We start from the raw sequence: 23,729 nt of genomic DNA, 5'->3' as shown, positions 1-23,729 counted from the left end.
CCCTAACGTCAGTAATTATTGCGGCGACGCCGCGTCGGTCCTGGTCACCGCTTCGGCGTGACCCCCAACAGGGTGGCCATCTGAACAGCGATCGGGTTGAGGTTCAGTTTTTCCGGGTCGGTCTTCGGGTTGGAATCCCATGGCTGCACGATGCTCGGGTCGGCGAGATCGGCCCGCGCGCCACCGCGCACCGCAGTCGGATTACCAAACGGCACAGTGCATTTCGCATCCCGGTTGAACGGGAACTCGTCACGCGTGTCATCGAAATCCGGGTTCTCGCGCTTCATCTGCTCGAGGATCCGCTGCGTCCCCTCGTAGCCCACCGTGCACGCCGGTGGGTTGTTGGCTTCGAGGACGAGACCGAAGTGGCTGGTGCCGTCGCCGGGAGCGGTGGAGGAGGCGCCGATGGACAGCGACGGCAGCATGATCAGCAGCGGCCGCAGCGCGTAGAACTTCGGCGAGATGGATTGCAACACCTGGCGCAGGTTCGCCAAGTCCTCGGTCAGTGCGGAGCCACTCTCGCTCACCAGCGCGCCGATCTGGTCACTGGCGTCGGTTCCCGTCCCGATCAGCCTGCGCAGATCGGGGTCACTGGCACGCAGCTGAGCGGTCAGCAGATCGAGGCCATCGCTGAATCGGCGGATGGCGCTGTCCTGCTCGGCCTGGGTGCCCAGCGCGATCCGGCCGTCCTTGATCAGCTGAATCGTCTGCGGCAATGTCTCGTTGAACGTCATGGTGAATTTGTTCAGCGAGTCGACGAAGACCTGGAGGTCGTCACCCTTGCCGTTGAACGCCTTGCCGAGCTCGGTGACGGTGGTGTTCAGCGCGGCCAGGTCGACCGAGCTGGTGAACGAGTCCACACTGCCGATCAGTTCCTCGATCGATACCGGTGTCGTCGCCGAGGTGATCACCGAGCCCTCGCGCAGATAGGGACCGCGATCGGAATCGGGCTGCAGATCCAGGTACTGCTCGCCGATGGCGGAACGGTTGGCGACGACGGCCTTGGCCGAGGCCGGGATGTGCGGCGAGCTCGAGTCGATGACGAGATTCATCACCACGCCCTTGTCGGAGAGCTCCAGCTCGCCGACCCTGCCGACAGGAACGCCGCGGTAGGTCACCTCGGCGCCCTTGTAGAGGCCGCCGGTGTGCGCCGTCTCCACCTTCACGGTGTACAGACCGAAGCCGAGCATGTTGTCGAGGCGGATGTACTTGGCGCTGACGAGCACCACACCCACCACCGCGAGCACGACGAAGACAATCAGCTGATTACGGACAAGGCGGGTCATCTCCGACCACCTCCCATACCGAGTTGGTCGAGAATCGCACCGAGCGGATTCGTCGACGGCGCAACGCCGTTCGCGGGCGCGAACGCCATATTCGGCGGCAACGGCAGGATCGACACCGTGGGCCAGCCCGGCCGCGGACCGTTCCCGTTGTAGTACGGGTTGGTCGGGTTGATCACCGGTGTCGGACCCGTCTTCGGTGGGATGTACACCGGATCACCCTTGCCGACGCCGAGATTGCTCAGCGTCACGCCGATCTGCTGGTCCACCGACAGCCAGGTGTTCACCTGACCACCGAAGGTGCCCTCCAGCGAGGAGTCGGGGAACGGGTAGGTCGGCACCAGCGGCAGCGCCGTCACCAGATCCGGCGCCGCGCGGCCGAGCTCCTGCAGTGTCGGACGCAGTGCACGCAGATCGGTGATCAGATCGTTCTTCGAGCGGTCCAGCACCTCGAAACCGGCCTGGCCGACCCGATCGAGCTGGGCCAGCATCGAAATCAGCTGCGGGCGTTGCTCGTCGAGTATCTTGATGCCCTCGGGCAGCTCGTCGAGGATCTTGCCGATCTGATCGGTCTGAGTGGCCACCCGGCTGCTCAATGTCGCGAGACCGTCGATGGCCCTGGTGATGTTCTCGACCTGCACGTCCAGTCCGGTGATGAGCATGTTCGCCTGGTCGAGCAGCGAACGCACCTTGTCCTCGCGGCCACCCAGCGTCCGGTTCAGCTCGGTGACGATCGGCTGCAGCTGCGCGACGCCACCACCGTTGAGCAGCAACGACATCGCGCCGAGCACCTGCTCGATTTCGGTGGCGTGCCGGGTATTGGCAACCGGGATCACCGAACCGTCGGTGAGCTTCTTCGGGTCCGGATCCGCGGTAGGTCTGGTCAGCTCGATGAATTTCTCACCGAGCAGATTGGTCTGCTTCACCTCGGCCTTTGCGTTGGCTGGCAGGTCGACCGAGGAGTTCACCAGGGTCCGCACGCTCGCGGTCCACTGGTCCTTGCCGATGCCGATCTCCTCCACCCGGCCCACCGGCACGCCTTCGAGCTTGACCGCGGACTGCGGCACCAGGTCGAGCACATCGTCGAACTGGATGTCGATGCGCATCGGGTGCGCGCCGACATCGGCGCCACCCGGCAGCGGGACGCTGTAGATGCCGTTGGAGGCGCACGAGGCCACCAACAGGCCGACCGCGCTCACCGCCACGGCCGCCGCGCCCTTGCGAATCATGTTGCGGCTCATCACCGGCCACCTCCCTGCGACGGCGGAAGCCGATCGGATGGGGTGCCCGGCACGGTCCCCGGCACCGGAGCGCGCTGCTCGTTCTCGCCGCTGAGGATGCCGAACGGCAGGATCAGCGTCGGCGTCTTCACGCCGGCGGTGATCTGATCGGTGATCTCCTTGCAGTGGTCGAGCAGCGGACGCATCTGCTTGCCGATGGCTTCGAACTTCGGATCGCCCGGCATCAGTTTGCCCAGGTCGAGCATCTTGCACACCACGCCGAACGGATCCTGCAGATCGGTGAAGTTGGCGCGCATATCGAGCGTGCCCGACTCGCCGTTGTGCACATTGATCAGATTGCTCAGCGCCAGCGGCAGCACCGGAAGCGCGGCGGCGAGATCGTCGCGCTTGTCGGCGAGGGTCTTGGTGAGCTGGGTGAGCGCCTGCGCGTTGTCGGCGATCAGGTCGCGGTTGTCGTCGATGAATCGGGCGACATCACCGAGGCCGATCGACAGCAGATTCAACGCTTCACCGAGGTTCTGCCGTTCGCCGGCGAGGAACCCGGACAGGTCCGCGAGCTGCGCGTTGAATTGGCGCACCTGCGAGTCGTTCTGGGCCAGCATGGTCACGAAGCTCTGCAGGTTCTTGACGGTGTCGAAGATGTCCCCGCGCGCGTCGGACAGGTAGCGCGCCGCCCGCGAGAGCTGCGTGATGCTGTTGGCGAGCGCCTCACCGTTGCCTGCCAGGTTCGCCGCCGACGTGCGCACCAACTCGTTCACCGCGCCCTCGGCGTTGGCGCCGTTGGGGCCCAACGCATCCGACAGCTCGGTGATGCTCTTGTACAGCTGGTCGACCTCCACCGGGGTGACGGTGCGCTCCCGTGGAATGGTCGCGGTGCGGCCCATCTTCGGCCCGCCGGTGTACACCGGCGTCAGCTGGATGAATCGGTCGGAGACCACCGAGGGGGTGATCTGCGCGGCCTTCGCGTCGGCGGGCACGTCATATTTCCGGTCGACGTCCATGACGACCCTGACCTGATCACCCAACGGCTCGACGGAGGCGACCCGTCCTACCGGCACCCCGAGCACCCGCACGTCGGAACCCTCGTAGATGCCGACCGATCGGTCGAAGTAGGCGGTGATCTTGGTGGTGGTCATCCGATCGAACAACCACCACAGCACACCCGCCGCCAACAGGGCAGCGACCACCACCACGGCAATGGCCGCCTTGGTGCCGCGACTGGAGGACCGCAGTGCGGTCAACGGCTCACCGCGCCAGCTCGTCGCCATGTCAGTTACCTTCCAGGGGGCCGAAAGAACGCACCGGCGGCCGATCACCGGGAATCTCCGGCAGGCCCGGCGGAACCAGGTTGACGATCACCGCGTCGAACCAACGACCGGTACCGAGCACATTGGCGTAGAGGCCGTAGAACGGACCCGCGAGTTCCAATGTCTTGGAGATGTTCTGCTGGTTGGCGTTGAGCAGGTCGATGGACGCCTTCAGATTCGTCAGCGCCGGGCCGATCTGCTTCTGGTTGTCGTGCACCAGCGCGCTGAGCTCGGCCGCCACCGTCTTTGCTCCGGTGAGCAACTGCGAGATCGACTGCTGACGAACATTCAGCTCGGTCAGCAACTGCCCGCCCGAGGCGAGCAGCCGCTCGAATTCGGCGTTGCGATCCGCGAGTACCTGGGTGGTCTGCTTGGTCGCGGCGAACATCCGCTTCAGTTCCTGGTCGCGCTTGCCGAGGGTCTCCGAGAGTCTCGCGACACCATCGATGGAGGCGCGGATCTCCGGCGGCGTGGTCGCGAAGGCCTCCGACAGCACCCGCATGCTGGTGGCCAGCTGCGCGGTGTCGATGTCGTCGATGTTCTTTGCCGCATCACTGAACGCATCCACCACGTCGTACGGAGAAAGCGTGCGCGACAATGGGATTCGCTTGCTCGGATCGGCGGGCTTGGAGCCCTTCGGGTCCAGCGCCAGGTACTTCTGCCCGAGCACGGTCTTGATCTGGATGGAGGCGGTCGTCTCGTTGCCGACCCAGGCGTCCTTGGTGCGGAAGTCGATGAGCACCCGGTCACCGGCCAGTCGGACATCCGACACCGCACCGACCTTGACGCCGGCGATGCGGACTTCATTGCCCTTCTTGACGCCCGCCGCCTCGGTGAACTCGGCGGTGTACTTGGTGCCTGCGCCGATGATCGGCAGCCGGTCCAGGAAGAACGCGGAGATCGTCACCAGCAGCACCATCACGAGGCCGAGCACACCCATGAATGCGGGGCTGCGCTTACCGAGCAGGATCCGGTCGTCCATCTAGCGGCCCTTCCCATGGCAGCGCGGCGCGGCGTTGGTGTAGAGCGGCTGGTTGATCGTCGGCATCTCGGCCGGGAGGTTGAGCTGCGGCGCATCCGACACACCCGGCCCGACGGCGATGTCGATACCGCACAGATAGAACTGGAACCACGAGCCGTAGCTGCCCACGCGACCGAGCTTCTCCATCTTGATCGGGAGGTTGTGCAGCACCTCGTTCACGTCGTCCTTGCGTTCGTTGAGGGTGCCGGTGAGCTGGTTGAGCCCGGCGATCGAACCCTGCAGCGACGGCCGGGTCGGGACAAGCAGATCCGAGGTTGCCGAGGCCAGATTGCCCAGCGAGGTCACCGACCGACCGATCGTGTCGCGCTCGGCGGCAAGCCCGCTCACCAGCGCCTCGGTATTGACGATCAGCTGGTCGAAGTTGTCCTCGCGCTGGTTGACCGTTTCCAGCACGAGAGTCAGGTTCTTCACGAGTTCCCCGATGACGGCATCCTTGTCCGCGATCTTGTTCGTCAGGCTCGCGGTGCTGGTCACCAGATCTTTGATGGTGCCCTGCTCGCCCTGGAACACCTGGATGATCTCGAAGGACAGCTTGTTCACGTCGTCGGCGGTGAGCGTGTGGAACAGCGGGCGGAAGCCATTGAACAGGGTGGTCAGATTCAATGCCGGACGGGTGTGCTCCAGCGGAATCGTCGCGCCCTTGTTGAGCTTGCGGCCCTGCTCGCCCGCGCCCTGCTCGAGCGCGATATAGCGCTGGCCAACCAGGTTCCGGTAGCGGATGGTCGCCGTGGTGGAGGCGGGCAGCCAATTGCGGTCGGCCAGTTCGAATTTCACCTCGGCCAGCCGCTTGTCCACGATCGAGACGTCGGTGACCTTGCCGACTCGCACACCCGCGATGCGCACCTCGTCGCCCGGGTTCAGCGAGGTGACATCGACGAACCTGGCCTTGAATTCGGTACCGCCACCGCTGTAGTTCGCGATGGACAGACCGAGCACCACGGTCGCGAAAAGGGTGACGATGACGAAGATGATCAGTTTGGTCAGCGGCGATCCCACGCCACGCAGCTTCTGTTTCATCGCACGCTCACCTCACTTCCACGGAATGCGGGCGCTCCGATCCGAGTCACCCAGCTGGGCACCTGATCCGGCGAGACACCGTTGGCCGCACCGTAGATCGCGCCGAGAGTCTGCTGCTCCAGCGGCGAATTCGCCGCGGTCGGCGCATTGCCTGCCGGGTAGACACCGAACTGCGGCGCCTCCAGGTATCCGGTGGTCTGATCGCCGGGGTTGCGGCTTGGCACCTGATAAGAACCCTCGTTGGCGGAACCGCCGGTGTACTGCCCCGGGTCGACGCCGAGCGGATACTCCGGAACGCACCACGGCCCCCTGGTGTCCAGCCAGCGCGGCTCGTCCTGGTTGGGCAGGTACTTGCCGCGGGTGTTGACCAGTTCGATGGTCACTCGCGAGCCGGGCCGATCGGTGCCTTTGCCGAAGAGCCGGTCGATGCGCGGCTTCATCTTGGCGAAGTTCGCCAGTGCGCACGCGTAGGTGGGCGAGTAGGTCGCCAACAGTTCGAGTGCGGGTCGGGAGTCAGCAGCCAGATCGATGATGTTGTCATGGTTGGCGAGGAAGAAGTCGGCGGTGGTGGCCGCGGTGGGGGTCAGCGAGGCGATCAACGTGTCGATCTGCGAACGCCTCTGCACAATGGTCGCGTTGGTGGTGCGCAGATTGTTCAGCGCGTCGATCAGCTGCGGCGCGGCATCGGAGTAGGTCGCGGCCACGTCGGCGAAGCTAGCAAGATCCTGCTGCAGATCCGGCATCACCACATTGACCTCGCGGAAGATGTTGTCCAGCTTCTCGATCGTCTCGCCGAGCGCAAGCCCTTGACCCGACAGCGCCTGTGACAGCGAGCCAAGGGTGGCGGCCAGATCCTGCGGCGGGATCGCCTGCAGCAGCGGCAGCAGATCGTCGAGCAACTTGCTGATCTCGATCGCGTTGCCGCTGGTGTCCTGGTGCAGGGTGACGCCATTGGTCAGATGCTGGGCGCTGGCATCGTCCGGGATGACCAGATCCACATACCGCTCTCCGAACAACGTCTTGGGTAGGAGCCTGGCCGTCGCGTTCACCGGAATCTGTCCGGCCTTGCCCGGATCCAGCGCCAGCAACAGCGTCACCTTGCCGCCCTCGGACTCGCTGGAACGGACTTCACCGACATTGACGCCGCGAACCTTGACGTCCGCATTGCGGGTAAGCGCATTGCCGACACTGTCGGTGATCAGGTTGACCTCGACAGTCTTCACGAACTGCTTGTTGTAGATCGCGACGGTGGTCCACAGGAACAGCGCGCAGATCACGAAGAACGCGATACCGAGAACCCGGACCCGTACCTTTTCGGTAGACCGCCAGGCCTGAACGGAACTCATGACCGAGCCTCGCTTCGCTCGCCACGGATGCGGCTCATCCCGCGACCCGCACTGTCGTGGTTGTTCCCCAGATCGCCAGGCTCAAGAAGAAGTCGAGCACATTCACGAGCACGATCGCCGCACGCACCGCCCGGCCGACCGCAACACCGACGCCGGCGGGACCGCCGGTGGCATGGAAGCCGTAATAGCAATGCACCATGATGATCACGAACGCGAATACCAGCACCTTGAGGAACGAATACAACACGTCCTCTGGTGGTAGGAAAAGGCCGAAATAGTGGTCGTAGGAACCGCTGGATTGCCCGTTGAACCAAATGCTGATCATTCGCGATGCCAGGAATGTGCCGAGCAGGCCGACAATGTACAGCGGTATGACCGCGAGGAATCCCGCAATCACCCGCGTGGAGACCAAAAACGGCACACCCGGCACCGCCATCACCTCGAGCGCGTCGATTTCCTCGGAAATGCGCATCGCGCCGAGCTGGGCGGTGAAACCACAACCCACCGTTGCCGATAGCGCCAGCGCCGCCACCAACGGCGCGATCTCGCGGGTGTTGATATAGGCGGTGAGAAAGCCGGTCAGCACGGAGCTGCCGAGTGAGTCGAGCGCCTTGAAGCCCTGCAAGCCGACCACGACGCCGACCGAACCGGACATGAACACGATGACACCGATGGTGCCGCCGATCACCGCGAGCGCGCCGCTACCGAAAGTCACCTCGGCGAGCAGCCGCATGACTTCCTTGCGGTAATGCACCGCGGTCCGCGGAATCCAGGCGATGGCGCGGGAGTAGAACGACATCTGCTCGCCGGCGCGATCGACCATGTTCAGTGGCATACGCACGATTTCGCCCGCCCGACGGGCAGTCTTGGCCAGGGCCGGGCTGCGGTAGGAAGTGGCCACGGGTCAGGCGCCCTTGGCGGGGACGACCTGGAGGTACACCAGGGTCAGCACCAGGTTCACGAAGAACAACACCAGGAACGTGATCACCACCGATTGGTTCACCGCGTCACCGACTCCTTTCGGGCCCCCTTTGGGATGCAACCCCTTGTACGCGGCGATCACGCCGGCGAGCACTCCGAACACGAGCGCCTTGATCTCACCGATCCACAGGTCCGGCAACTGAGCCAGCGCGGAGAACGAGGCCAGGTAGGCACCCGGCGTACCGCCCTGCAGCAGCACATTGAAGAAGTAGCCGCCCGCGATGCCTACCACCGACACCAGACCGTTGAGCAGCACGGCCACCAAGGTCATGCCGAGGACGCGTGGCACCACCAGCTTCTGGACCGGATCGACGCCGAGCACCTCGAGCGCGTCGATCTCCTCACGGATGGTGCGCGAACCGAGGTCGGCGGCGACCGCCGACCCGGCCGCGCCCGCAATGATCAACGCGGTGACGACCGGGGCGGCCTGCTGCACGGTAGCGAGCACGCTGGTTGCGCCGGTAAAAGATTCAGCTCCCAGCTGCTTGATCAGCGAGCCGGTCTGTAGCGCAACAACTGCGCCGAACGGGATTGCCACCAGTGCGCTCGGCAAAATCGAAACACTCGCGATAAACCACGACTGCTCGATGAATTCGCGTAACTGGAAAGGCCGCTTGAACGTCTTGCGCAGCACGTCGATAAAGAGTGCAAAGATGTTGCCGGCCTGGGCAAACCCTGACTCCAACGGAGTCCGCAATCGCGCCAGGGTGGAGTTCACGATCGCAGATGTTACCCGTTAGTTGTGTTGTGGCGCACGGTTGTGTCGTAAGTCCCGCCTTGATAACCTGCTGGGTCGCCGTTGTTATAGGTGAGCACCTGCGTGTCGTCGTTCTCCGCAAGTGACTCACGAATCGCAACCTGCGCCTGGTGCGGCAGGGTGTGCATGATCTCGCGGACCCGCTCCTTGCGACGGAGCGCAGCCTGTCGCACCGGCATGCCGGGCTCGGCCTTCATCTGCGGAATGATGCCCTCGACCTCTTCCGCGCCGCCGTGGTGATGGCCCGCGTCGACGAGCGCCTGCTCGCGCGCCATCTGCGCCTCGTCCTTTTCCTCGCTCATACCGATCGGGCCGATCATGCGGCCGTTGAGAAACTGCTTGACCACCGGCTCGTCGCTGGTGAGCAGCACCTCGCGCGGGCCGAACATCACCAGCTGACGGCGGAACAACATGCCGATGTTGTCCGGCACCGTGCGCGCCAGGTTGATGTTGTGCGTGACGATCAGGATCGTCGCGTCGATCTGCGCGTTGATGTTGAGCAGCAGCTGGCTCAGGTACGAGGTGCGGACCGGGTCGAGACCGGAGTCGGGCTCGTCGACGAGGATGATCTGCGGGTCCAGCACCAGGGCGCGAGCCAGGCCCGCGCGCTTGCGCATACCGCCGGAGATCTCGCCGGGCAATTTGTTCTCGGCCCCGAGCAGACCGGTCAGCTCCAGCTTCTCCATGACGACCTTGCGGATATCCGACTCGGACTTCTTGGTGTGCTCGCGCAACGGGAAGGCGACATTGTCATAGAGATTCATCGAGCCGAACAGCGCGCCGTCCTGGAACAGCACACCGAAGAGCTTGCGAATCTCGTAGAGCTCCTTATTGGAGCACGTGGTGATGTCGGTGCCGCCGATATAGATAGAGCCTCGCTCCGGGCGCAGCAAACCGATCAGCGACTTGAGAAAGACGGACTTACCGGTACCCGAGGGACCGAGTAGCGCACTGACCTCGCCCGAAGGCAGCGTCAGTGAGACGTCCTGCCAAATTCGCTGGGAACCGAAAGACTTGGTAACACCCTCGGTCCTGACCTCGACGCCCACGCCAACCTCCACAATTCTCAGCGAGCAGCCCACCGGCGTACCACGCAATTCGGCTGTCGCGGTGTGTCGCATCACAGTGGGTTCGGTCACTGTAACCCATGGGCGAGACGCGGCACACCCCAACCTGACTGAAGAGTAACCCCGAAACGCTCTCGATAATCGCACCGCGGTCGCATGCCGTCGGACAAAGCAAACGGGCGGCCCCCAATGGGGACCGCCCGCTCGGCGAAGTAGTCGCAGGCGACTGCTCGCGGATTGCTCGAAAACGAGCGAATTACTTGACGGAGACCTTGGCGCCGGCCTCTTCCAGCTTCGCCTTGGCAGCCTCGGCGGCGTCCTTGGCGACCTTCTCCAGGATCGGCTTCGGGGCGCCCTCGACCAGGTCCTTGGCTTCCTTCAGGCCCAGGCCGGAGACGATCTCACGGACCACCTTGATGACCTGGATCTTCTTGTCGCCCGCACCCTCGAGGATGACGTCGAACTCGTCCTGCTCCTCAGCGGCCTCGACCGGCGCAGCGCCAACGGCGGCGACGGCGACGGGGGCAGCCGCGGTGACCTCGAACTTCTCTTCGAACTTCTTCACGAAGTCCGACAGCTCGAGCAGGGTCATGTTGCCGAAGGTCTCGAGCAGTTCGTCAACGTTGGCCATGATGTTGTTCCTTTCGGTAGTTGTGTCTACGAGGGCGAGCCGCACGCGAATCACCCGCTGTGTTCAATGTGCGGCGTTCGCGGGGCCCTGCGTGGTTACGCTGGCGCTTCCGCCTCCGGGCCCGTCGCTCACGCCGCGGGGTTATTCAGCAGCAGCGGTTTCGCCGCCGGCTTCGGCCTGCTTCTTCTCCACGAGCGCGGCGGCAAGGCGAGCCACCTGCGATGCGGGAGCGTTGAACAGACCTGCGGCCTTCGCCAGGTTGCCCTTCATGGCGCCTGCCAGCTTGGCCAGCAGCACCTCACGGGACTCGAGGTCGGCGATCTTCTCGACCTCGGCTACCGACAGCGCATTGCCGTCCATGTAGCCGCCCTTGATGATGAGCGCCTTGTTGTCCTTGGCGAAGGTCTTGATGGCCTTCGCTGCGTCGACCGGCTCGCCCTGAATGAAGGCGATGGCGGTCGGTCCGACGAACAAGTCGTCCAGGCCTTCGACGCCCGCTTCCGCGGCCGCACGCTTGACCAGGGTGTTCTTGGCGACGGAGTACGTGGCGCCCGCGCCGAGCGCGCGACGCAGATCGGTGAGCTTGCCGACCGAAAGACCACGGTATTCCGTGACAACGGTGGCGGTCGAGCTCCTGAACTGCTCCGCGATCTCTTCGACCGCAGTGACCTTCTCGGGTTTTGCCATACTTCGCCTCCTCTCTGGATGTCGGTTCGTATATACGAACTACCAAGCACCAGGGGCCAGCGGTAAAGCAAACGCCCCGAACGCAGAGCGTTCCGGGGCGCAATACAGGATCCGATCCGAGTAATACTCGGACCAATTCCCAGCCTCAGATCTCCCTGCGTGGGCCGCCGGCTATTGCCGGACCTTCGACCGATCCCAGACGGGAACGGCGACCAACGGTCTTCGGTAGAACGGATTGGGTAGTGATCGAACTCGTCGATAACTGTCGACCAGAGTACCTGCAAGGGTCACCATCTGCCAAAACGGGCTCCCACCGGGCGGAATCGAGCACTTCTCGACGTCGAATTGTTGTGCGCCATCTCACAATTCATAGTGCGTTGTGGTCGATATCGCCGCCAAAAGATGTTACTTACGGTGACAGATACTGCTTGACTGCTGGGCTATGGCAACCTCCATAGTCGATCCACCGGTGCTGCTGGAACGACGCACGCACCGCTTCGCCGCACTCGCCGTGATCTGCCTGGCAGAACTGCTGGTCGTACTCGACAACACCATCGTCAACGTGGCCCTGCCCTCTCTCGGCGTCGAGCTGGCGACCGGCGTCAGCGGACTGCAATGGGTCGTCGACGCCTACACACTGACCTTTGCCGGACTACTGCTCGCCTTCGGAAACCTCGGCGACCGCTACGGCCGCCGCCGCGTGATGATGATCGGCTTGGCCGGCGTGGCCGTCATGTCGATCGGCGGCGCGCTATCGGATTCCATGGGCAGCGTCATCACCGCCCGTGCCGCGATGGGCGTGTTCGCGGCGGCAGTCTTCCCCGCGACGCTCGCGCTCATTATCAATATCTTCACCGATCGTCACGAGCGAGCCCTCGCCATCGCCGCGTGGACCGCCATGGCCGGATTCGCCATCGCCATCGGCCCCATCTCGGGAGGCTGGCTGCTGGAACACTTTTCGTGGCATTCGGTGTTCTGGATCAACGTTCCCGTGGCGCTGCTGGCCATGGCCGCGACGCTGATCTGGGTGCCCGAATCGCGCTCCTCGCAGGGAGGGCGGCTGGATCCAGCAGGAATCGGTTTGTCCATCGCGGGCATCACGCTGCTGGTCTGGTCCATCATCGAGGCACCGCGCTTCGGCTGGACATCGGTGACCACGCTCGGCACCGGCACACTCGGCGTCGCGCTGCTTGCCGCGTTCGTTATCTGGGAACTGCGCGCCGGCGCACCGATTCTCGATATGACACTGCTGCGCAATCGGCGATTCTCGCTGCCCGCCTTGTCGATTGCGATCGGCTACTTCTCGATGTTCGGATTCCTGTTCCTCATCACGCAATACTTCCAAGGCGTGCGCGAATACACACCGCTCGAATTCGGTATCGCCTCACTGCCGTTCGCATTCTCGGTCGCGATCGGAGCACCGATCGCGACCTTGCTCGCACAACGGCTCGGCCCCACGCCCGTCATCGTGTTCGGCCTGCTGCTCACCGGCCTCGGCCTCTACCTCGGTGGCCAGGTGGGTGTCGAGAGCCCCTATCTCACCGATGTACTGCCGTCCATGGTGTCGATGGCGCTCGGCCTCGCCATCGTGCAGGGGCCGGCGACCGAATCCATCATGTCGTCGCTACCGCTCGACGAGGCAGGCGCAGGCTCGGCGGTCAATGACACCACCCGCGAGATCGGCGGCACCCTCGGCGTCGCGGTGCTCGGTTCGATCGTGGCCTCGTACTACACCACTCGCGTCGCGCCGCTCATCGACCGGGTGCCCGCCGGAATGATGGACGCCAACGAGCGGAGTCTGGTGCAGGCGAGCCCACTCAGCGTACTCGAGATGCGCAAACGGGAGTTGGCCCCATTCTTCGAAGCACAGCGCGAGAACCTGATCACGGCGATGAAGACCGCGGCGCTGCAAGGTTCGCACGCGGCATCCCTGGTGGCGGCCGGCGCGGTGATCGTGTGCGCGGTGATCGTCGCGATCTTCCTGCCGTGGGGCGTGCAAGAGGGTGATTCGGTGCTGCTGGGGTGGCGGAAAACGGCAGGAAATCAAGAAGATACGTCCGACTAGGCAACTCATTCACCGCAGCGGACGGCCCCGCTGTTCCGGCCCGCGCCGGGACGGCGGGGCGTGCCCGACCATCGGCGTCAGACCGACGCGCGCACCGCCTGCTCGATCAGCCGATCGAGCGCTTCGCGTGCGCCCGCCCGGAATTCGGCGGTACCGACGAGGCCGTCCTGGCCGACAGCATCACGCGCTACCGGAAGCCTGGCGCAAGTACCCGGGTCGACGACCGCGCCGATATAGCCCAGCACAGTCACCAGGGTTGCCGCGGCTCCTTCGCCGCGACCCGGTGCGGCCACATTCAAAAAGGCCGTCGGCTTCTCGTAGAGATCGCCGGTGCCAACAGTCCAGTCCAGCAGGTTCTTGAAGCTGCCCGGCAGCGTGCCCGCGTATTCGGGGGTACACAGCAGCACCGCATCGGCGCGCGAAAGCTGTTCGCGGAGGGCGACAACGGCGGGGTAACCCGTGCCGTCATCATCGGGGCTGAACGCGGGCAGGTCGGTCAGACCGTCGTACCAGGTGGTCTCCACGCTCTTCGGAGCGATCGCTTGCACAGTGCGCAGCGCGGCGGAATTGGTCGAAGCACGACGCGTGCTTCCGGAAATCAACAGAACAACGGTCACCAGAGAAGCAACGACCGTCGTGTGTGGATTAGTCCGGCCGCGCACTCCGCAGGAAACGCGCAACGGCGGGAACGCGATTCGCGTTCCCGCCGTTGCGGTTGCTGCCTGGTGCTACTTACGCATCCTCGTCGAGGAGGTTGCGGGTGCGGTTCGGGTCCACCGGGATGCCCGGTCCGGTGTTCGTCGACACCGTCACCTTCTTGACGTAGCGGCCCTTGGCGGTCGACGGCTTGGCACGCAGGATCTCGTCCAGCGCGGCGCCGTAGTTCTCCACCAGCTTGGCGTCGTCGAAGGACGCCTTACCGATGACGAAGTGCAGGTTGGCCTGCTTGTCGACCCGGAAGTTGATCTTGCCGCCCTTGATGTCGTTGACGGCCTTGGTCACATCGTTGGTGACCGTGCCCGTCTTCGGGTTCGGCATCAGGCCACGCGGTCCGAGGACACGCGCGATCCGGCCGACCTTCGCCATCTGGTCCGGGGTGGCGATCGCGGCGTCGAAATCGAGCCAGCCGCCCTGGATCCGCTCGATCAGATCCTCGGCGCCAACGGCGTCCGCACCGGCGGCCTCGGCCTCGGCGGCCTTCTCGCCGGCCGCGAACACGATGACGCGGGCGGTCTTACCGGTGCCGTGCGGCAGGTTGACCGTGCCGCGGACCATTTGGTCGGCCTTACGGGGATCCACACCGAGACGAACCGCAACCTCGACGGTCGCGTCGGTCTTGGTGGTGGCGGTCTCCTTGGCCAGCCGCGCAGCGGCGAGCGGGGAGTACAGCTGATCGCGATCGACCTTCTCGGCCGCGGCGAGATACGCCTTGCTTCGTTTTGCCATGATTCTCTGTCCTTGGTCTGGTTCAGAAGTGGTTATCGGGCCTGGCCGGCCCTCCCACCTGGGTGGAGGAGCTGAAGATCAGCCCGCTGTGTTGAACTGCGGGCTTCGCTGCGCTCAGCCCTCGACGGTGATACCCATCGAGCGCGCAGTACCCGCGATGATCTTCGCCGCCTGATCGATATCAGTCGCGTTCAGATCTTCCGCCTTGGTCTTGGCGATCTCCCGGACCTGGTCCATGGTGATCTTCGCGACCTTGGTCTTGTGCGGCTCGGCCGAACCCTTCTGGATACCGGCGGCCTTGAGCAGCAGCCGGGCAGCGGGCGGAGTCTTCAGCTTGAAGTCGAACGACCGGTCCTCGTACACCGAGATCTCGACCGGAATGACGTTGCCACGCTGCGACTCGGTCGCGGCGTTGTACGCCTTGCAGAACTCCATGATGTTGACGCCGTGCTGACCGAGCGCGGGGCCCACCGGGGGGGCGGGGTTCGCCTGGCCGGCCTGGATCTGAAGCTTGATGATCCCGGCGAGCTTCTTCTTCTTGGGGGGCATCTTTCTTTCCTCGGGTCTGTTTTCCTTGCTCTTTGCAAGTCCTGGTGTTGTGATCCTCGGCTCGGGTCGTTCGACTCGGCCGCTGTCTCAACGGGTCTTAGATCTTCGCGACCTGAGTGAACGCCAGCTCGACCGGAGTCTCGCGGCCGAAGATCGACACGAGCACCTTGAGCTTCTGCTGCTCGGCGTTGACCTCGGAGATGCTGGCGGGCAGCGTCGCGAACGGGCCGTCCATCACGGTCACCGACTCGCCGACCTCGAAGTCGACCTCGATGGTCGGCTTGGCGACGATATCGGCGGCGCCACCCTCGGCGCTCGCGGCAGCGGCGGCAGCGGGCTTCTTCTGCTGCTGCGCGGCCGGGACCAGGAACTTGACCACGTCGTTGATCGAAAGCGGCGACGGGCGCGAGGTCGCGCCGACGAATCCGGTGACACCGGGAGTGTTGCGCACCGCGCCCCACGACTCGTCGTTGAGTTCCATCCGGACCAGGATGTAGCCGGGCAGCACCTTGCGGTTGACGTGCTTGCGCTGGCCGTTCTTGATCTCGGTGACCTCTTCGGTCGGCACCTCGACCTGGAAGATGTACTCCTCCAGGTCCAGGTTCTGCACACGGGTCTCGAGGTTGGCCTTGACCTTGTTCTCGTAGCCCGCGTAGGAGTGGATGACGTACCAGTCGCCAGGGGCGCGCCGCAACGCGGCCTTCATCTCGGCGACGGGGTCCGCGGGCTCGGCATCGATGGGGGTGGCTTCGGCGGCGGGCTCGTCAGCGGACTCGGATTCCTCGACCACGGACGCTTCGTCGGCGGCGGATTCCTCGACGGAGTCGGTGGTCTCGACCACCACATCGTCGACCGGGAACTCGTCGGTTGTGTCGTTCTCCGGGGTGCTCACTGGGGCACTCGCTTCCTGTGTCGTCACGTACATCCTCTGCGTGCCGGGGCCGGGCGCCCGACGGAATCGCTCCGCCCGTGTCCGCCCCGGGATCGGCTACCGGCTTCGACCGATCGTTTCCAGCGACCTGCGAGCGGTCGCCTGCGACGTTCGGCTAGCCGAACAGCCAGTTGACACCCTTGATGAACGCCAGATCCAACCCGCTGATGAACGCGACCATGAAAATCACGAACACCAGAACAACGCTCGTATAGGTGACCATCTGCTTCCGATTGGGCCAGATCACCTTGCGCAGTTCCGCGACAACTTCGCGGAGGAACTTGATCAAGCGCTTGAACGGATTACCCGTCTTACGCTCGGCCCGATCGGTCTTCTTGGCTGCCTTGCTCAGCGACGGCCGCTCGATAGTGGCGACCGTGCCCGAATCGGACGCGTTGCGGGTCCGCCGGGCGGACCGCTTGCCGCTCGGCCGACTCACTGCGGCGGTGTCATCGCCATCGTCGGCCGCATGCGCGCCGTGGCGAGTATCCCGCTCGTCGCTCACGTCGATCCTTTCGTCGCTGGCATCCAGGGCAGGGGCGACAGGACTTGAACCTGCAACCTGCGGTTTTGGAGACCGCTGCTCTGCCAGTTGAGCTACGCCCCTTTGGTTGGACCGTGTTGGCTGTCCAACCACTGTTCGGTATTCAGTTGTGCAGTTCTGGTGTCACACAACACGCGCGCCGCTCCAGCAGTTGCCGGCCCCGTCGGCGATCCTCCGGACCGCCTGGAACCAGCCCTACAGAGCAGCGCGCAACGGCTGGTGACCCCAGAAACCTGAGTGTACGTTACCGTCCGCGCCATTTGCCAATCAGGGTCAGCCGACCAGGTCAGGCTGGGTCCAGCTCCGGACCATGACCGCTCACGCCAACTGCACCGTTGCGGTAGCGCGGCCGAAGATCTTGCGACCGACCGACTTCGCCACGATGGCGATGACCGCGGTCCGCGTCTCCGGATCCACCGACTTCACCTTCCCGGTGTACTCGATCTCGGCAGGATCGTCGGAGCCGACGTAGACCGGACTGGTGAAGCGGACGTTGTACTCCTTGACCGCACCGGGATCACCGAGCCACGAGGTGACGAAACCGCCACCGAGGCCCATGGTCAGCATGCCGTGCGCGACCACGTTGTCCAGGCCGACGAGCTTGACGACCTCGTCGCTCCAATGGATCGGGTTCGCGTCACCGGAGACGCCCGCGTAGTTCACCAGGTCGCCGCGGGTCAGCCGGACGGTACGTGGCGGCAACTCGTCGCCCGCGGACACCTCGTCGAAAACGAGCGCGTGCTTACTCGGCGCATTATCGGGAATCGTGGCCACCGGCGCGAGCGTCGGTGCATCCTCGGCCGGCGTACGCGAGTGGTGCTCCGGAGCATCCTCACCGATGCCGTGCATCAGCACGTTGCGCACCGCGCCCTGCAGATTCGGATCGATGTCACCGCCACTGCGCCCGATCAGGGTGGTGTAGGTGGTGAGGACCAGCTGGTCATTCTGATCGGTGACGATGTTCTTCGTCACGATGATGTCGCCACCGAATGCCTGCCGGAACGAATGCAGGAAAACATCGCAGGTCAGCTGGTCGCCGACCTTGATCGGCCGGTGGAATTCCAGAATCTGATCGGTCTGCATGATCTGGCTCAGGTCATAGCCTGTGACGATCTGCTCGAAGAGCTTGCGCTGCGCCAGAATGCCGACAAGAGAGATGAAGGTCAGCGGGGCGAGCAGGCCGTCGTAGCCGTACTCCTGCGCGATGTCCTCTTCCCAGTGCAGCGGGTGATAATCCTGCACGGCGCGAGCGTACTCACGGACCTTCTCGCGGCCGACCTCGTAGTAGTCGTCGACGCGGTAGTGGTGACCCACCATGGAGGCCGCGTGTGCCGCAGGATCGAAAGTCTCGTCCATGGCGATCGCTTCGTCTGTACCGGTGTTGATTGTCACGGGAGGACTGTACCTATCTGACCCCGGTGCCGGAGTCGGCGGAGCGTTCGACCGCCGCACCCGCACCGTGAAAATGCGTCAGGGCCGGACATTTGTCCGGCCCTCGCATTTGTCACAGCCCGAGCAACCGGGATTCGATCTCCCGGAATCAATCCACGCGGCAGCGGCACGCGTGGCGGACTAACGGGATTCTTTGTGTCCCCGGTGCGTGCCACAGTTCGGGCAGAACTTCTTCAGTTCCAGCCGATCGGGGTCATTGCGCCGGTTCTTCTTGGTGATGTAGTTGCGGTGCTTGCACTGCTCGCAGGCCAAGGTGATCTTTGGCCGGACATCGGTGGACTTCGCGGCCACGACATTCCTTCTTTCGGGTCAACCAGATGGTCTGATCGGTTTTGGTAGCGATGGCCGGACTTGAACCGGCGACACAACGATTATGAGTCGTTTGCTCTACCGACTGAGCTACACCGCCACGGGGTCGCATTGCCTGGTGCCGCGCCCAACCTAGGAGATGCCGAGTCGGTCACCACCGGCAATCCGGCGAGCCCCCTAACGGAATCGAACCGTTGACCTTTTCCTTACCATGGAAACGCTCTGCCGACTGAGCTAAGGGGGCATGACTACTTCCGCACCAAGATTTTATATCGCAACCCCGGCGCGGCGAAGTCTTGAACGAGATTACACACTCACCGGTCGCACTTCCAAACCGAGTGGTCAGAGCGGTTTTGCGGCGACCTGAAGAGGCCGCCGACCGCGCTACCGGTAGTTGACGAACTGCAGCGCGATACCGAAGTCATCGCCCTTCAGCAGTGCGATGACCGCCTGCAGGTCGTCGCGCTTCTTGCTGCTCACCCGGAGCTCGTCGCCCTGGATCTGCGCCTTCACGCCCTTCGGGCCCTCGTCGCGGATCTTTTTGGTGATCTTCTTCGCATGCTCGGAGTCGATGCCCTGCACCAGCGTTCCGGTGATCTTGTGGATCTTGCCGGAGGCGATGGGGTCGCCCGCGTCGAACGCCTTGAGGGAGATGTCGCGACGGATCAGCTTTTCCTTGAATACATCGAGCGCAGCCTTGACCCGCTCCTCCGCCTCGGCCGTCAGCACGATCTTGTCCTCGCCGGACCACTCGATCGTCGCGCCCGTGCCCCGGAAGTCGTAACGGGTGGTCAGCTCCTTCTCCGCCTGATGCAAAGCGTTGTCGACCTCCTGACGGTCGACCTTGCTGACGACATCGAAAGACGAATCGGCCACACTGCGCTCCTGTTCGGTGACGGTCCTACGGTGCTGACGCACGCCGGGTGCTCCCGGTCATCGTCAGTTTTACCCGGAAGCACGACCGTAGTCGCGTCGCACGGCCGTTGGCCAGCCGGTTTGCATAAGGGGTCGGGGTTCGTTGTAAGCTGCTCTGCGCGCCGAGAAGCGCAAAGGCAGATTGCCCGAGCGGCCAATGGGAGCAGACTGTAAATCTGTCGGTGAAAGCCTACGTAGGTTCGAATCCTACATCTGCCACCGAAAAACCCCCGTCGATCACGATCGACGGGGGTTTCTCTTTTCTGCCACGCTGTGGGCAGGACGATATTCGCGATGTGTTCGTGTGTTCAGCGGCCGCCGGGCCGGTCGGTGCCAGGACGCGGCGGCAGCGCGGAGGTGTCCATGGCATTCAGCGCATCGACGATCGTGCTCTCCTCGTAGACGAAGTGCGCCTCCAATTCGCTTGCGAGCCTGTCGAATTCGGTTCGTATATGAGCCGGATCGGCCGTGTCGCCACGGTCGAGCACCTGCTGCAACTCGGCGATCACCCGAGCGACCTCACCGTGCTCACGCTGTAGCTGGGCCAAGACGGGCGACAATTGCGGAAACTGCTTCGCGAGGACCGGGAAGACACCATCTTCGGAGGTGTGGTGTTCATGTAGCGCGCTACAGAAACCGACACAATGGGCGCGCAAATCGCGCGGCAGACTCGGCAGCGTCACCGAATCGCCCACCTGCGCCGCCAACTCGGCGCGCACCGCACCGAGGTCACGCCTCAGCTGCGCATGCACCTGCCGGAGATGATCGCCGATCGCCGTTGTCCGCGCCGTGGCGGTCGCCGCAGCCGTGGCGTGCGTCGTTTTCTCGGCGAAGCCACGCGTCGCGAGGACTCCGACACCCCCGGCAAGGATCGCCGCACCGAGGACAACGGTGCGTCGACCGACCGATGGCCGCCGAGCCTTGCGCAGGGCGACCACCGGAATGACCCGCTGGGTTCCCGCTTGATACGCCGCGAAGGCCGGGTCGCGGGAGGCCTGTTCGGCATAGCGACGATCCCGCTCGGGACCGCTCAGCACGACCGCGGTCGCCTGAAAGGTCTCGACGCTGCCGGATGCGCCGATCTCCACTGTCACCTCGGGGTTGTTCCGCACGTTGAACAACCACGCAGGATGGCTGTCGGACCCGCCGTTCGAGCCGAACACCAGGAGGTGATCGTCGTGTCGGTGATACACGAGAGGAGTGGTGTGGCTGCGCCCGCTTTTCGCACCGATCGTCGTCAGCAGCACGAGCGGCGCGCCCGCGAACATACCGCCGACCTTGCCCGCGCTGGCCCGGAACTCGTTGATGATCGCCGCGTTGAAGTCGGCGGCGGAGTTCGGCTGTGAGTCGGTCATGTCCTGGTCCTTCCGGGCTGCCGCCACGGATCGGCGGCCGCCGGTAATAGCCTTTGCCGGAGACAATAGATTTTGCTTTGCGAGCAAAGTAATTTTGCAGTCAAAGATTATTTGGAGGTATCCGGGATGTCAACCGATGGGCGCAGCGCCGCGGGCGAGCGCGCGCACGACGCCACGGGTATCGCGGTGGAAGAGGGCATCCGCAGCCTGCTGCTGCTCATGCCGCGGGTCGTGGGCCGCGCGAAGAAGATGCACATTCCCGAAGAGCTGCAATCGTTCTCACTCGCGCCGCGGCATCTGTCCTTGCTGGCGAACCTGGTCTTCGAGGGGCCGATGACCGTCAACGATCTCGCGGCGCGCCTGGAGGTGGCACCGACGACGGTCAGCCTGATGGTCGGCGACCTCAGCCGTCAGGGTGTGCTGGAACGACGCACCGACGCCGCCGACCGCCGCCGCACCATCGTGGGTATCGCGGCGGCGCACGAGAAGTCGGTCAATGACTGGCTCGGCGGCAGCGCTCGGGCATGGCGAGCAGTCCTCGGGCCGCTGACCCCCGAGCAACGCAGGCTGTTCGTCGACACCTTCCACGCCTACGAACGGGAACTGGGATAAGCGGATCCGAGCTAGTAGTTGCGCGGGCCGCCCGCCATTTCCTCCAGCCGGGCGATGCGCTCGGCCATCGGAGGGTGCGTGGAGAACCAGCGGGCGGCCTTCTCGCCCGCCCGGAAGGGGTTGGCGATCATCAAGTGCGACTGGGCGGTCAGTTGCGGCTCAGGAGGCAGCGGGGCAGCCTGGACTCCGCGCTCCAGCTTGCGCAGCGCCGACGCCAGGGCCAACGGGTCGCCGGTCAGCTCGGCACCGGATTGGTCGGCCTGATATTCGCGTGAGCGTGAGACGGCCAGTTTGACCAGGGTCGCCGCGATCGGACCGAGCAGCGAAACCAGGAGCACGCCAAGCATGTTGGGGCCGCCGCCATTGCGGTTGCCGCCGAACATCGACGCGAAGAAGGCCAGGTTGGCCAAGCCGGAAATGACCGCGGCGAGTGCGCCCGCGATCGAGGAGATGAGGATGTCGCGGTTGTAGACGTGCGACAGTTCGTGGCCGAGCACCGCGCGCAATTCGCGTTCGTCGAGGATCTGCAGGATGCCGCTGGTACAGCAGACTGCCGCGTGCCGAGGGCTGCGGCCAGTGGCGAACGCGTTCGGAGCGTTCGTAGGGCTGATGTAGAGCCGTGGCATCGGCTGACGCGCGGTGGTCGCGAGCTCGCGCACAATGCGGTAGATCAACGGCGCCTCCAGCTCACTGACCGGCTGCGCGTGCATGGCCTTCAACGCGAGCTTGTCACTGTTGAAGTAGGCGTAGGCGTTCATGCCGACGGCGAGCACAATCGCCACGATCAGAATCATCGGGCTGCGGAACATCGCGCCTGCGAACACGATCAAGGCCGAGAGACCGACCATCAGCCCGAACGTCTTGAGTCCATTCGCATACCCGTGCCCGTGCATACGTCTCCTTGCCCACTCCCCCGTCCATTGAGTGCCCTACAGCAGTTCAACGATATAAGCGCCACACGGGTTCCAGCGGGAGTCCACGCCCACATTCGCGATACTCACCGGCAACTCGCATGTACATGGGTAACACCGGGCACGAACTCGCTGAGCCGCCGGCCGCCGACGACAACGCATGGGCCCGAATTCTCGCCAGAGGCGCGGGAGCGCAGCTCAGCCGACGCGTTCGATGGTGTAGCGGACCAAGCGCTCGAGTGCGTCATTGGCAGGGCCGGCGGGCAGGGCCGACAGTTCCGCGTGTGCGATGTCGGCGTACCCCTGTAGCTTTTCCTTCGCGAGCACCATGCCGCGCGAGCGAGCGAGCAGGCCGAGTGCCTCCTCGACCTCATCGTCGGTCGCCAGTGGGCGGGCCAGCAGCTTGCGCAGACGATCGCCCTCGGAGCCGTCGTCGCGCAGCGCGTAGAGCACCGGCAGAGTGTGCACGCCCTCGCGCAGGTCGGTCCCCGGCGTCTTGCCGGACTGTTCGGAGGCCGAGGAGATGTCGATGATGTCGTCGGAGATCTGGAAGGCGGTGCCGACCGCGTCACCGAGTCGGGCCAACCGCTCGACGTGTTCGTCGTCGGCGCCGGAAAAGGTGCCGCCGAACCGACCTGCGGCGGCGATCAGCGAGCCGGTCTTCTCCCACACCACGCGCAGGTAGTGCTCGACCGGGTCCTGGGAGTCCTGTGCGCCCATGGTCTCGCGCATTTGGCCGGTCACCAGTTCGGCGAAGGTTTCGGCGATGATCCGCACCGCGTCGGGGCCGAGGGTGGAGGTCAGCCGGGAGGCGTGCGCGAAGAGATAGTCGCCCGCCAGGATCGCGATGTTGTTGCCCCAGCGCGAATTCACGCTCGGCGCACCGCGGCGCATCGAGGCTTCGTCCATCACATCGTCGTGGTAGAGAGTCGCCAGGTGCACCAGCTCCACCACGGTCCCCGCGGTGATCAGCGCCGGGTCGGTCGGGCGCGGGCCGAGCTGGCCGGTGAGGATGGTGAACAGCGGACGGAACCGCTTGCCGCCCGCCTTGGCCAGATGCAACGCCGCTTCCTGAAGGAAGGTTTCACCGTCGGACAGCTCGTCGATCAGGAGTTTCTCGACGTTTTCCAGGCCGTTTCGCACCGTCGCCGCGAGTTGGGTGTCACCGAGATCGACCCCGGCAACCACCGTGCTGACGTCGCTCATAGTTCCTCCTCGCAGGCGCTCGGATCCGCTGTTCGCGAGGCGCGCGGCGTCATTGATTCGCTCGCTCCGCTCGCT

At 64.5% G+C, this 23,729-nt stretch carries 24 protein-coding genes and 4 tRNA genes; 3 read left to right on the top strand and 25 right to left on the bottom strand.

Annotation, left to right across the window (positions count from 1 at the left end; genetic code table 11):
* Positions 1 to 44 precede the first annotated feature (44 nt).
* The 11 genes from AB0M74_RS12945 to rplJ all read right to left on the bottom strand — a co-directional run bounded on the left by AB0M74_RS12945 (position 45) and on the right by rplJ (position 11,359).
* Positions 45 to 1,286 (bottom strand): MlaD family protein, encoded by a 1,242-nt coding sequence (locus tag AB0M74_RS12945; RefSeq protein WP_364905705.1) that lies wholly within the window; start codon positions 1,284 to 1,286, stop codon positions 45 to 47.
* Entirely contained in the window at positions 1,283 to 2,524 is a 1,242-nt protein-coding gene (locus tag AB0M74_RS12940; RefSeq protein WP_364905703.1) for an MCE family protein, read from the bottom strand. Before AB0M74_RS12940 ends, AB0M74_RS12945 begins: the two co-directional genes overlap by 4 nt.
* Positions 2,524 to 3,792, bottom strand: a complete 1,269-nt coding sequence (locus AB0M74_RS12935; RefSeq protein WP_364905701.1) for an MCE family protein — start codon at positions 3,790 to 3,792, stop codon at positions 2,524 to 2,526. The genes AB0M74_RS12940 and AB0M74_RS12935 overlap by 1 nt, the downstream gene beginning before the upstream one ends.
* 1 nt (position 3,793) lies before the next feature.
* Positions 3,794 to 4,813 (bottom strand): MCE family protein, encoded by a 1,020-nt coding sequence (locus tag AB0M74_RS12930; RefSeq protein WP_364905698.1) that lies wholly within the window; start codon positions 4,811 to 4,813, stop codon positions 3,794 to 3,796.
* Positions 4,814 to 5,890, bottom strand: coding sequence for an MCE family protein (locus AB0M74_RS12925; protein ID WP_364905696.1), 1,077 nt, complete (start codon positions 5,888 to 5,890; stop codon positions 4,814 to 4,816).
* Positions 5,887 to 7,236, bottom strand: coding sequence for an MCE family protein (locus AB0M74_RS12920; RefSeq protein ID WP_364905695.1), 1,350 nt, complete (start codon positions 7,234 to 7,236; stop codon positions 5,887 to 5,889). Before AB0M74_RS12920 ends, AB0M74_RS12925 begins: the two co-directional genes overlap by 4 nt.
* A gap of 34 nt (positions 7,237 to 7,270) precedes the next feature.
* On the bottom strand, positions 7,271 to 8,071 hold the full coding sequence (locus tag AB0M74_RS12915; RefSeq protein WP_364905933.1) for an ABC transporter permease: 801 nt from the start codon (positions 8,069 to 8,071) through the stop codon (positions 7,271 to 7,273).
* Between the two features lie 69 nt (positions 8,072 to 8,140).
* Positions 8,141 to 8,935 (bottom strand): ABC transporter permease, encoded by a 795-nt coding sequence (locus AB0M74_RS12910; RefSeq protein ID WP_364905692.1) that lies wholly within the window; start codon positions 8,933 to 8,935, stop codon positions 8,141 to 8,143.
* An 11-nt stretch (positions 8,936 to 8,946) separates the two neighbouring features.
* Positions 8,947 to 10,023, bottom strand: a complete 1,077-nt coding sequence (locus AB0M74_RS12905) for an ABC transporter ATP-binding protein (protein ID WP_364905689.1) — start codon at positions 10,021 to 10,023, stop codon at positions 8,947 to 8,949.
* Between the two features lie 274 nt (positions 10,024 to 10,297).
* Positions 10,298 to 10,672: a 50S ribosomal protein L7/L12 gene (gene rplL / locus AB0M74_RS12900; RefSeq protein ID WP_328406566.1), complete on the bottom strand. Its 375-nt coding sequence runs from the start codon at positions 10,670 to 10,672 to the stop codon at positions 10,298 to 10,300.
* Positions 10,673 to 10,813: 141 nt separating this feature from the next.
* The gene (rplJ, locus tag AB0M74_RS12895) at positions 10,814 to 11,359 is read right to left on the bottom strand and encodes a 50S ribosomal protein L10 (protein WP_364905686.1); all 546 of its coding nucleotides are present in this window, start codon (positions 11,357 to 11,359) and stop codon (positions 10,814 to 10,816) included.
* A gap of 442 nt (positions 11,360 to 11,801) precedes the next feature.
* On the opposite strand from rplJ, the gene AB0M74_RS12890 reads away from it, so the two are divergent.
* Positions 11,802 to 13,424: an MFS transporter gene (locus tag AB0M74_RS12890; RefSeq protein ID WP_364905684.1), complete on the top strand. Its 1,623-nt coding sequence runs from the start codon at positions 11,802 to 11,804 to the stop codon at positions 13,422 to 13,424.
* Positions 13,425 to 13,501: 77 nt separating this feature from the next.
* On the opposite strand, the gene AB0M74_RS12885 is transcribed toward AB0M74_RS12890, so the two are convergent.
* The 11 genes from AB0M74_RS12885 to AB0M74_RS12835 all read right to left on the bottom strand — a co-directional run bounded on the left by AB0M74_RS12885 (position 13,502) and on the right by AB0M74_RS12835 (position 19,531).
* Positions 13,502 to 14,041 carry an NADPH-dependent FMN reductase gene (locus tag AB0M74_RS12885; RefSeq protein ID WP_364905682.1) on the bottom strand — a complete coding sequence of 180 codons (540 nt, stop codon included), beginning with the start codon at positions 14,039 to 14,041 and terminating at the stop codon, positions 13,502 to 13,504.
* A gap of 115 nt (positions 14,042 to 14,156) precedes the next feature.
* A complete protein-coding gene (gene rplA / locus AB0M74_RS12880; protein WP_364905680.1) occupies positions 14,157 to 14,870 on the bottom strand; it encodes a 50S ribosomal protein L1 in 714 nt (237 codons plus the stop codon).
* Positions 14,871 to 14,984: 114 nt separating this feature from the next.
* Entirely contained in the window at positions 14,985 to 15,419 is a 435-nt protein-coding gene (rplK, locus tag AB0M74_RS12875; protein WP_328406571.1) for a 50S ribosomal protein L11, read from the bottom strand.
* 97 nt (positions 15,420 to 15,516) lie between these two features.
* Positions 15,517 to 16,263, bottom strand: a complete 747-nt coding sequence (gene nusG / locus AB0M74_RS12870; RefSeq protein WP_364905930.1) for a transcription termination/antitermination protein NusG — start codon at positions 16,261 to 16,263, stop codon at positions 15,517 to 15,519.
* A 202-nt stretch (positions 16,264 to 16,465) separates the two neighbouring features.
* The gene (gene secE / locus AB0M74_RS12865) at positions 16,466 to 16,855 is read right to left on the bottom strand and encodes a preprotein translocase subunit SecE (protein ID WP_364905676.1); all 390 of its coding nucleotides are present in this window, start codon (positions 16,853 to 16,855) and stop codon (positions 16,466 to 16,468) included.
* A gap of 29 nt (positions 16,856 to 16,884) precedes the next feature.
* Positions 16,885 to 16,957: transfer RNA gene (locus tag AB0M74_RS12860), tRNA-Trp, on the bottom strand.
* Between the two features lie 255 nt (positions 16,958 to 17,212).
* A complete protein-coding gene (locus tag AB0M74_RS12855; protein ID WP_364905927.1) occupies positions 17,213 to 18,280 on the bottom strand; it encodes a fused (3R)-hydroxyacyl-ACP dehydratase subunits HadA/HadB in 1,068 nt (355 codons plus the stop codon).
* Between the two features lie 186 nt (positions 18,281 to 18,466).
* Complete coding sequence (rpmG, locus tag AB0M74_RS12850) at positions 18,467 to 18,637, bottom strand: 50S ribosomal protein L33 (protein WP_014988500.1); 171 nt, start codon at positions 18,635 to 18,637, stop codon at positions 18,467 to 18,469.
* A 42-nt stretch (positions 18,638 to 18,679) separates the two neighbouring features.
* A tRNA-Met gene (locus AB0M74_RS12845) sits at positions 18,680 to 18,755 on the bottom strand.
* A gap of 71 nt (positions 18,756 to 18,826) precedes the next feature.
* Positions 18,827 to 18,899: transfer RNA gene (locus tag AB0M74_RS12840), tRNA-Thr, on the bottom strand.
* Positions 18,900 to 19,039: 140 nt separating this feature from the next.
* Positions 19,040 to 19,531 carry a YajQ family cyclic di-GMP-binding protein gene (locus AB0M74_RS12835; RefSeq protein WP_364905672.1) on the bottom strand — a complete coding sequence of 164 codons (492 nt, stop codon included), beginning with the start codon at positions 19,529 to 19,531 and terminating at the stop codon, positions 19,040 to 19,042.
* A gap of 175 nt (positions 19,532 to 19,706) precedes the next feature.
* Between AB0M74_RS12835 and AB0M74_RS12830 the strand changes: the two genes are divergently transcribed.
* A tRNA-Tyr gene (locus AB0M74_RS12830) sits at positions 19,707 to 19,789 on the top strand.
* Positions 19,790 to 19,878: 89 nt separating this feature from the next.
* Here the strand turns inward: AB0M74_RS12830 and AB0M74_RS12825 are convergent.
* Entirely contained in the window at positions 19,879 to 20,925 is a 1,047-nt protein-coding gene (locus AB0M74_RS12825; protein WP_364905669.1) for a nitroreductase/quinone reductase family protein, read from the bottom strand.
* 126 nt (positions 20,926 to 21,051) lie between these two features.
* On the opposite strand from AB0M74_RS12825, the gene AB0M74_RS12820 reads away from it, so the two are divergent.
* Positions 21,052 to 21,537 (top strand): MarR family transcriptional regulator, encoded by a 486-nt coding sequence (locus tag AB0M74_RS12820; RefSeq protein ID WP_364905666.1) that lies wholly within the window; start codon positions 21,052 to 21,054, stop codon positions 21,535 to 21,537.
* A gap of 11 nt (positions 21,538 to 21,548) precedes the next feature.
* Here AB0M74_RS12820 and htpX read toward each other — a convergent pair whose 3' ends face one another.
* On the bottom strand, positions 21,549 to 22,430 hold the full coding sequence (htpX, locus tag AB0M74_RS12815) for a zinc metalloprotease HtpX (protein WP_364905663.1): 882 nt from the start codon (positions 22,428 to 22,430) through the stop codon (positions 21,549 to 21,551).
* Between the two features lie 216 nt (positions 22,431 to 22,646).
* On the bottom strand, positions 22,647 to 23,654 hold the full coding sequence (locus tag AB0M74_RS12810; RefSeq protein ID WP_364905660.1) for a polyprenyl synthetase family protein: 1,008 nt from the start codon (positions 23,652 to 23,654) through the stop codon (positions 22,647 to 22,649).
* Positions 23,655 to 23,729: the final 75 nt, after the last annotated feature.

Origin of the sequence: Nocardia sp. NPDC051463 (assembly GCF_040681975.1) — a bacterium.
In the GTDB taxonomy this organism is placed as follows: domain Bacteria; phylum Actinomycetota; class Actinomycetes; order Mycobacteriales; family Mycobacteriaceae; genus Nocardia.
Note: the sequence above shows the minus strand (reverse complement) of the source record. Positions and strands in the feature narration are given on the sequence as shown.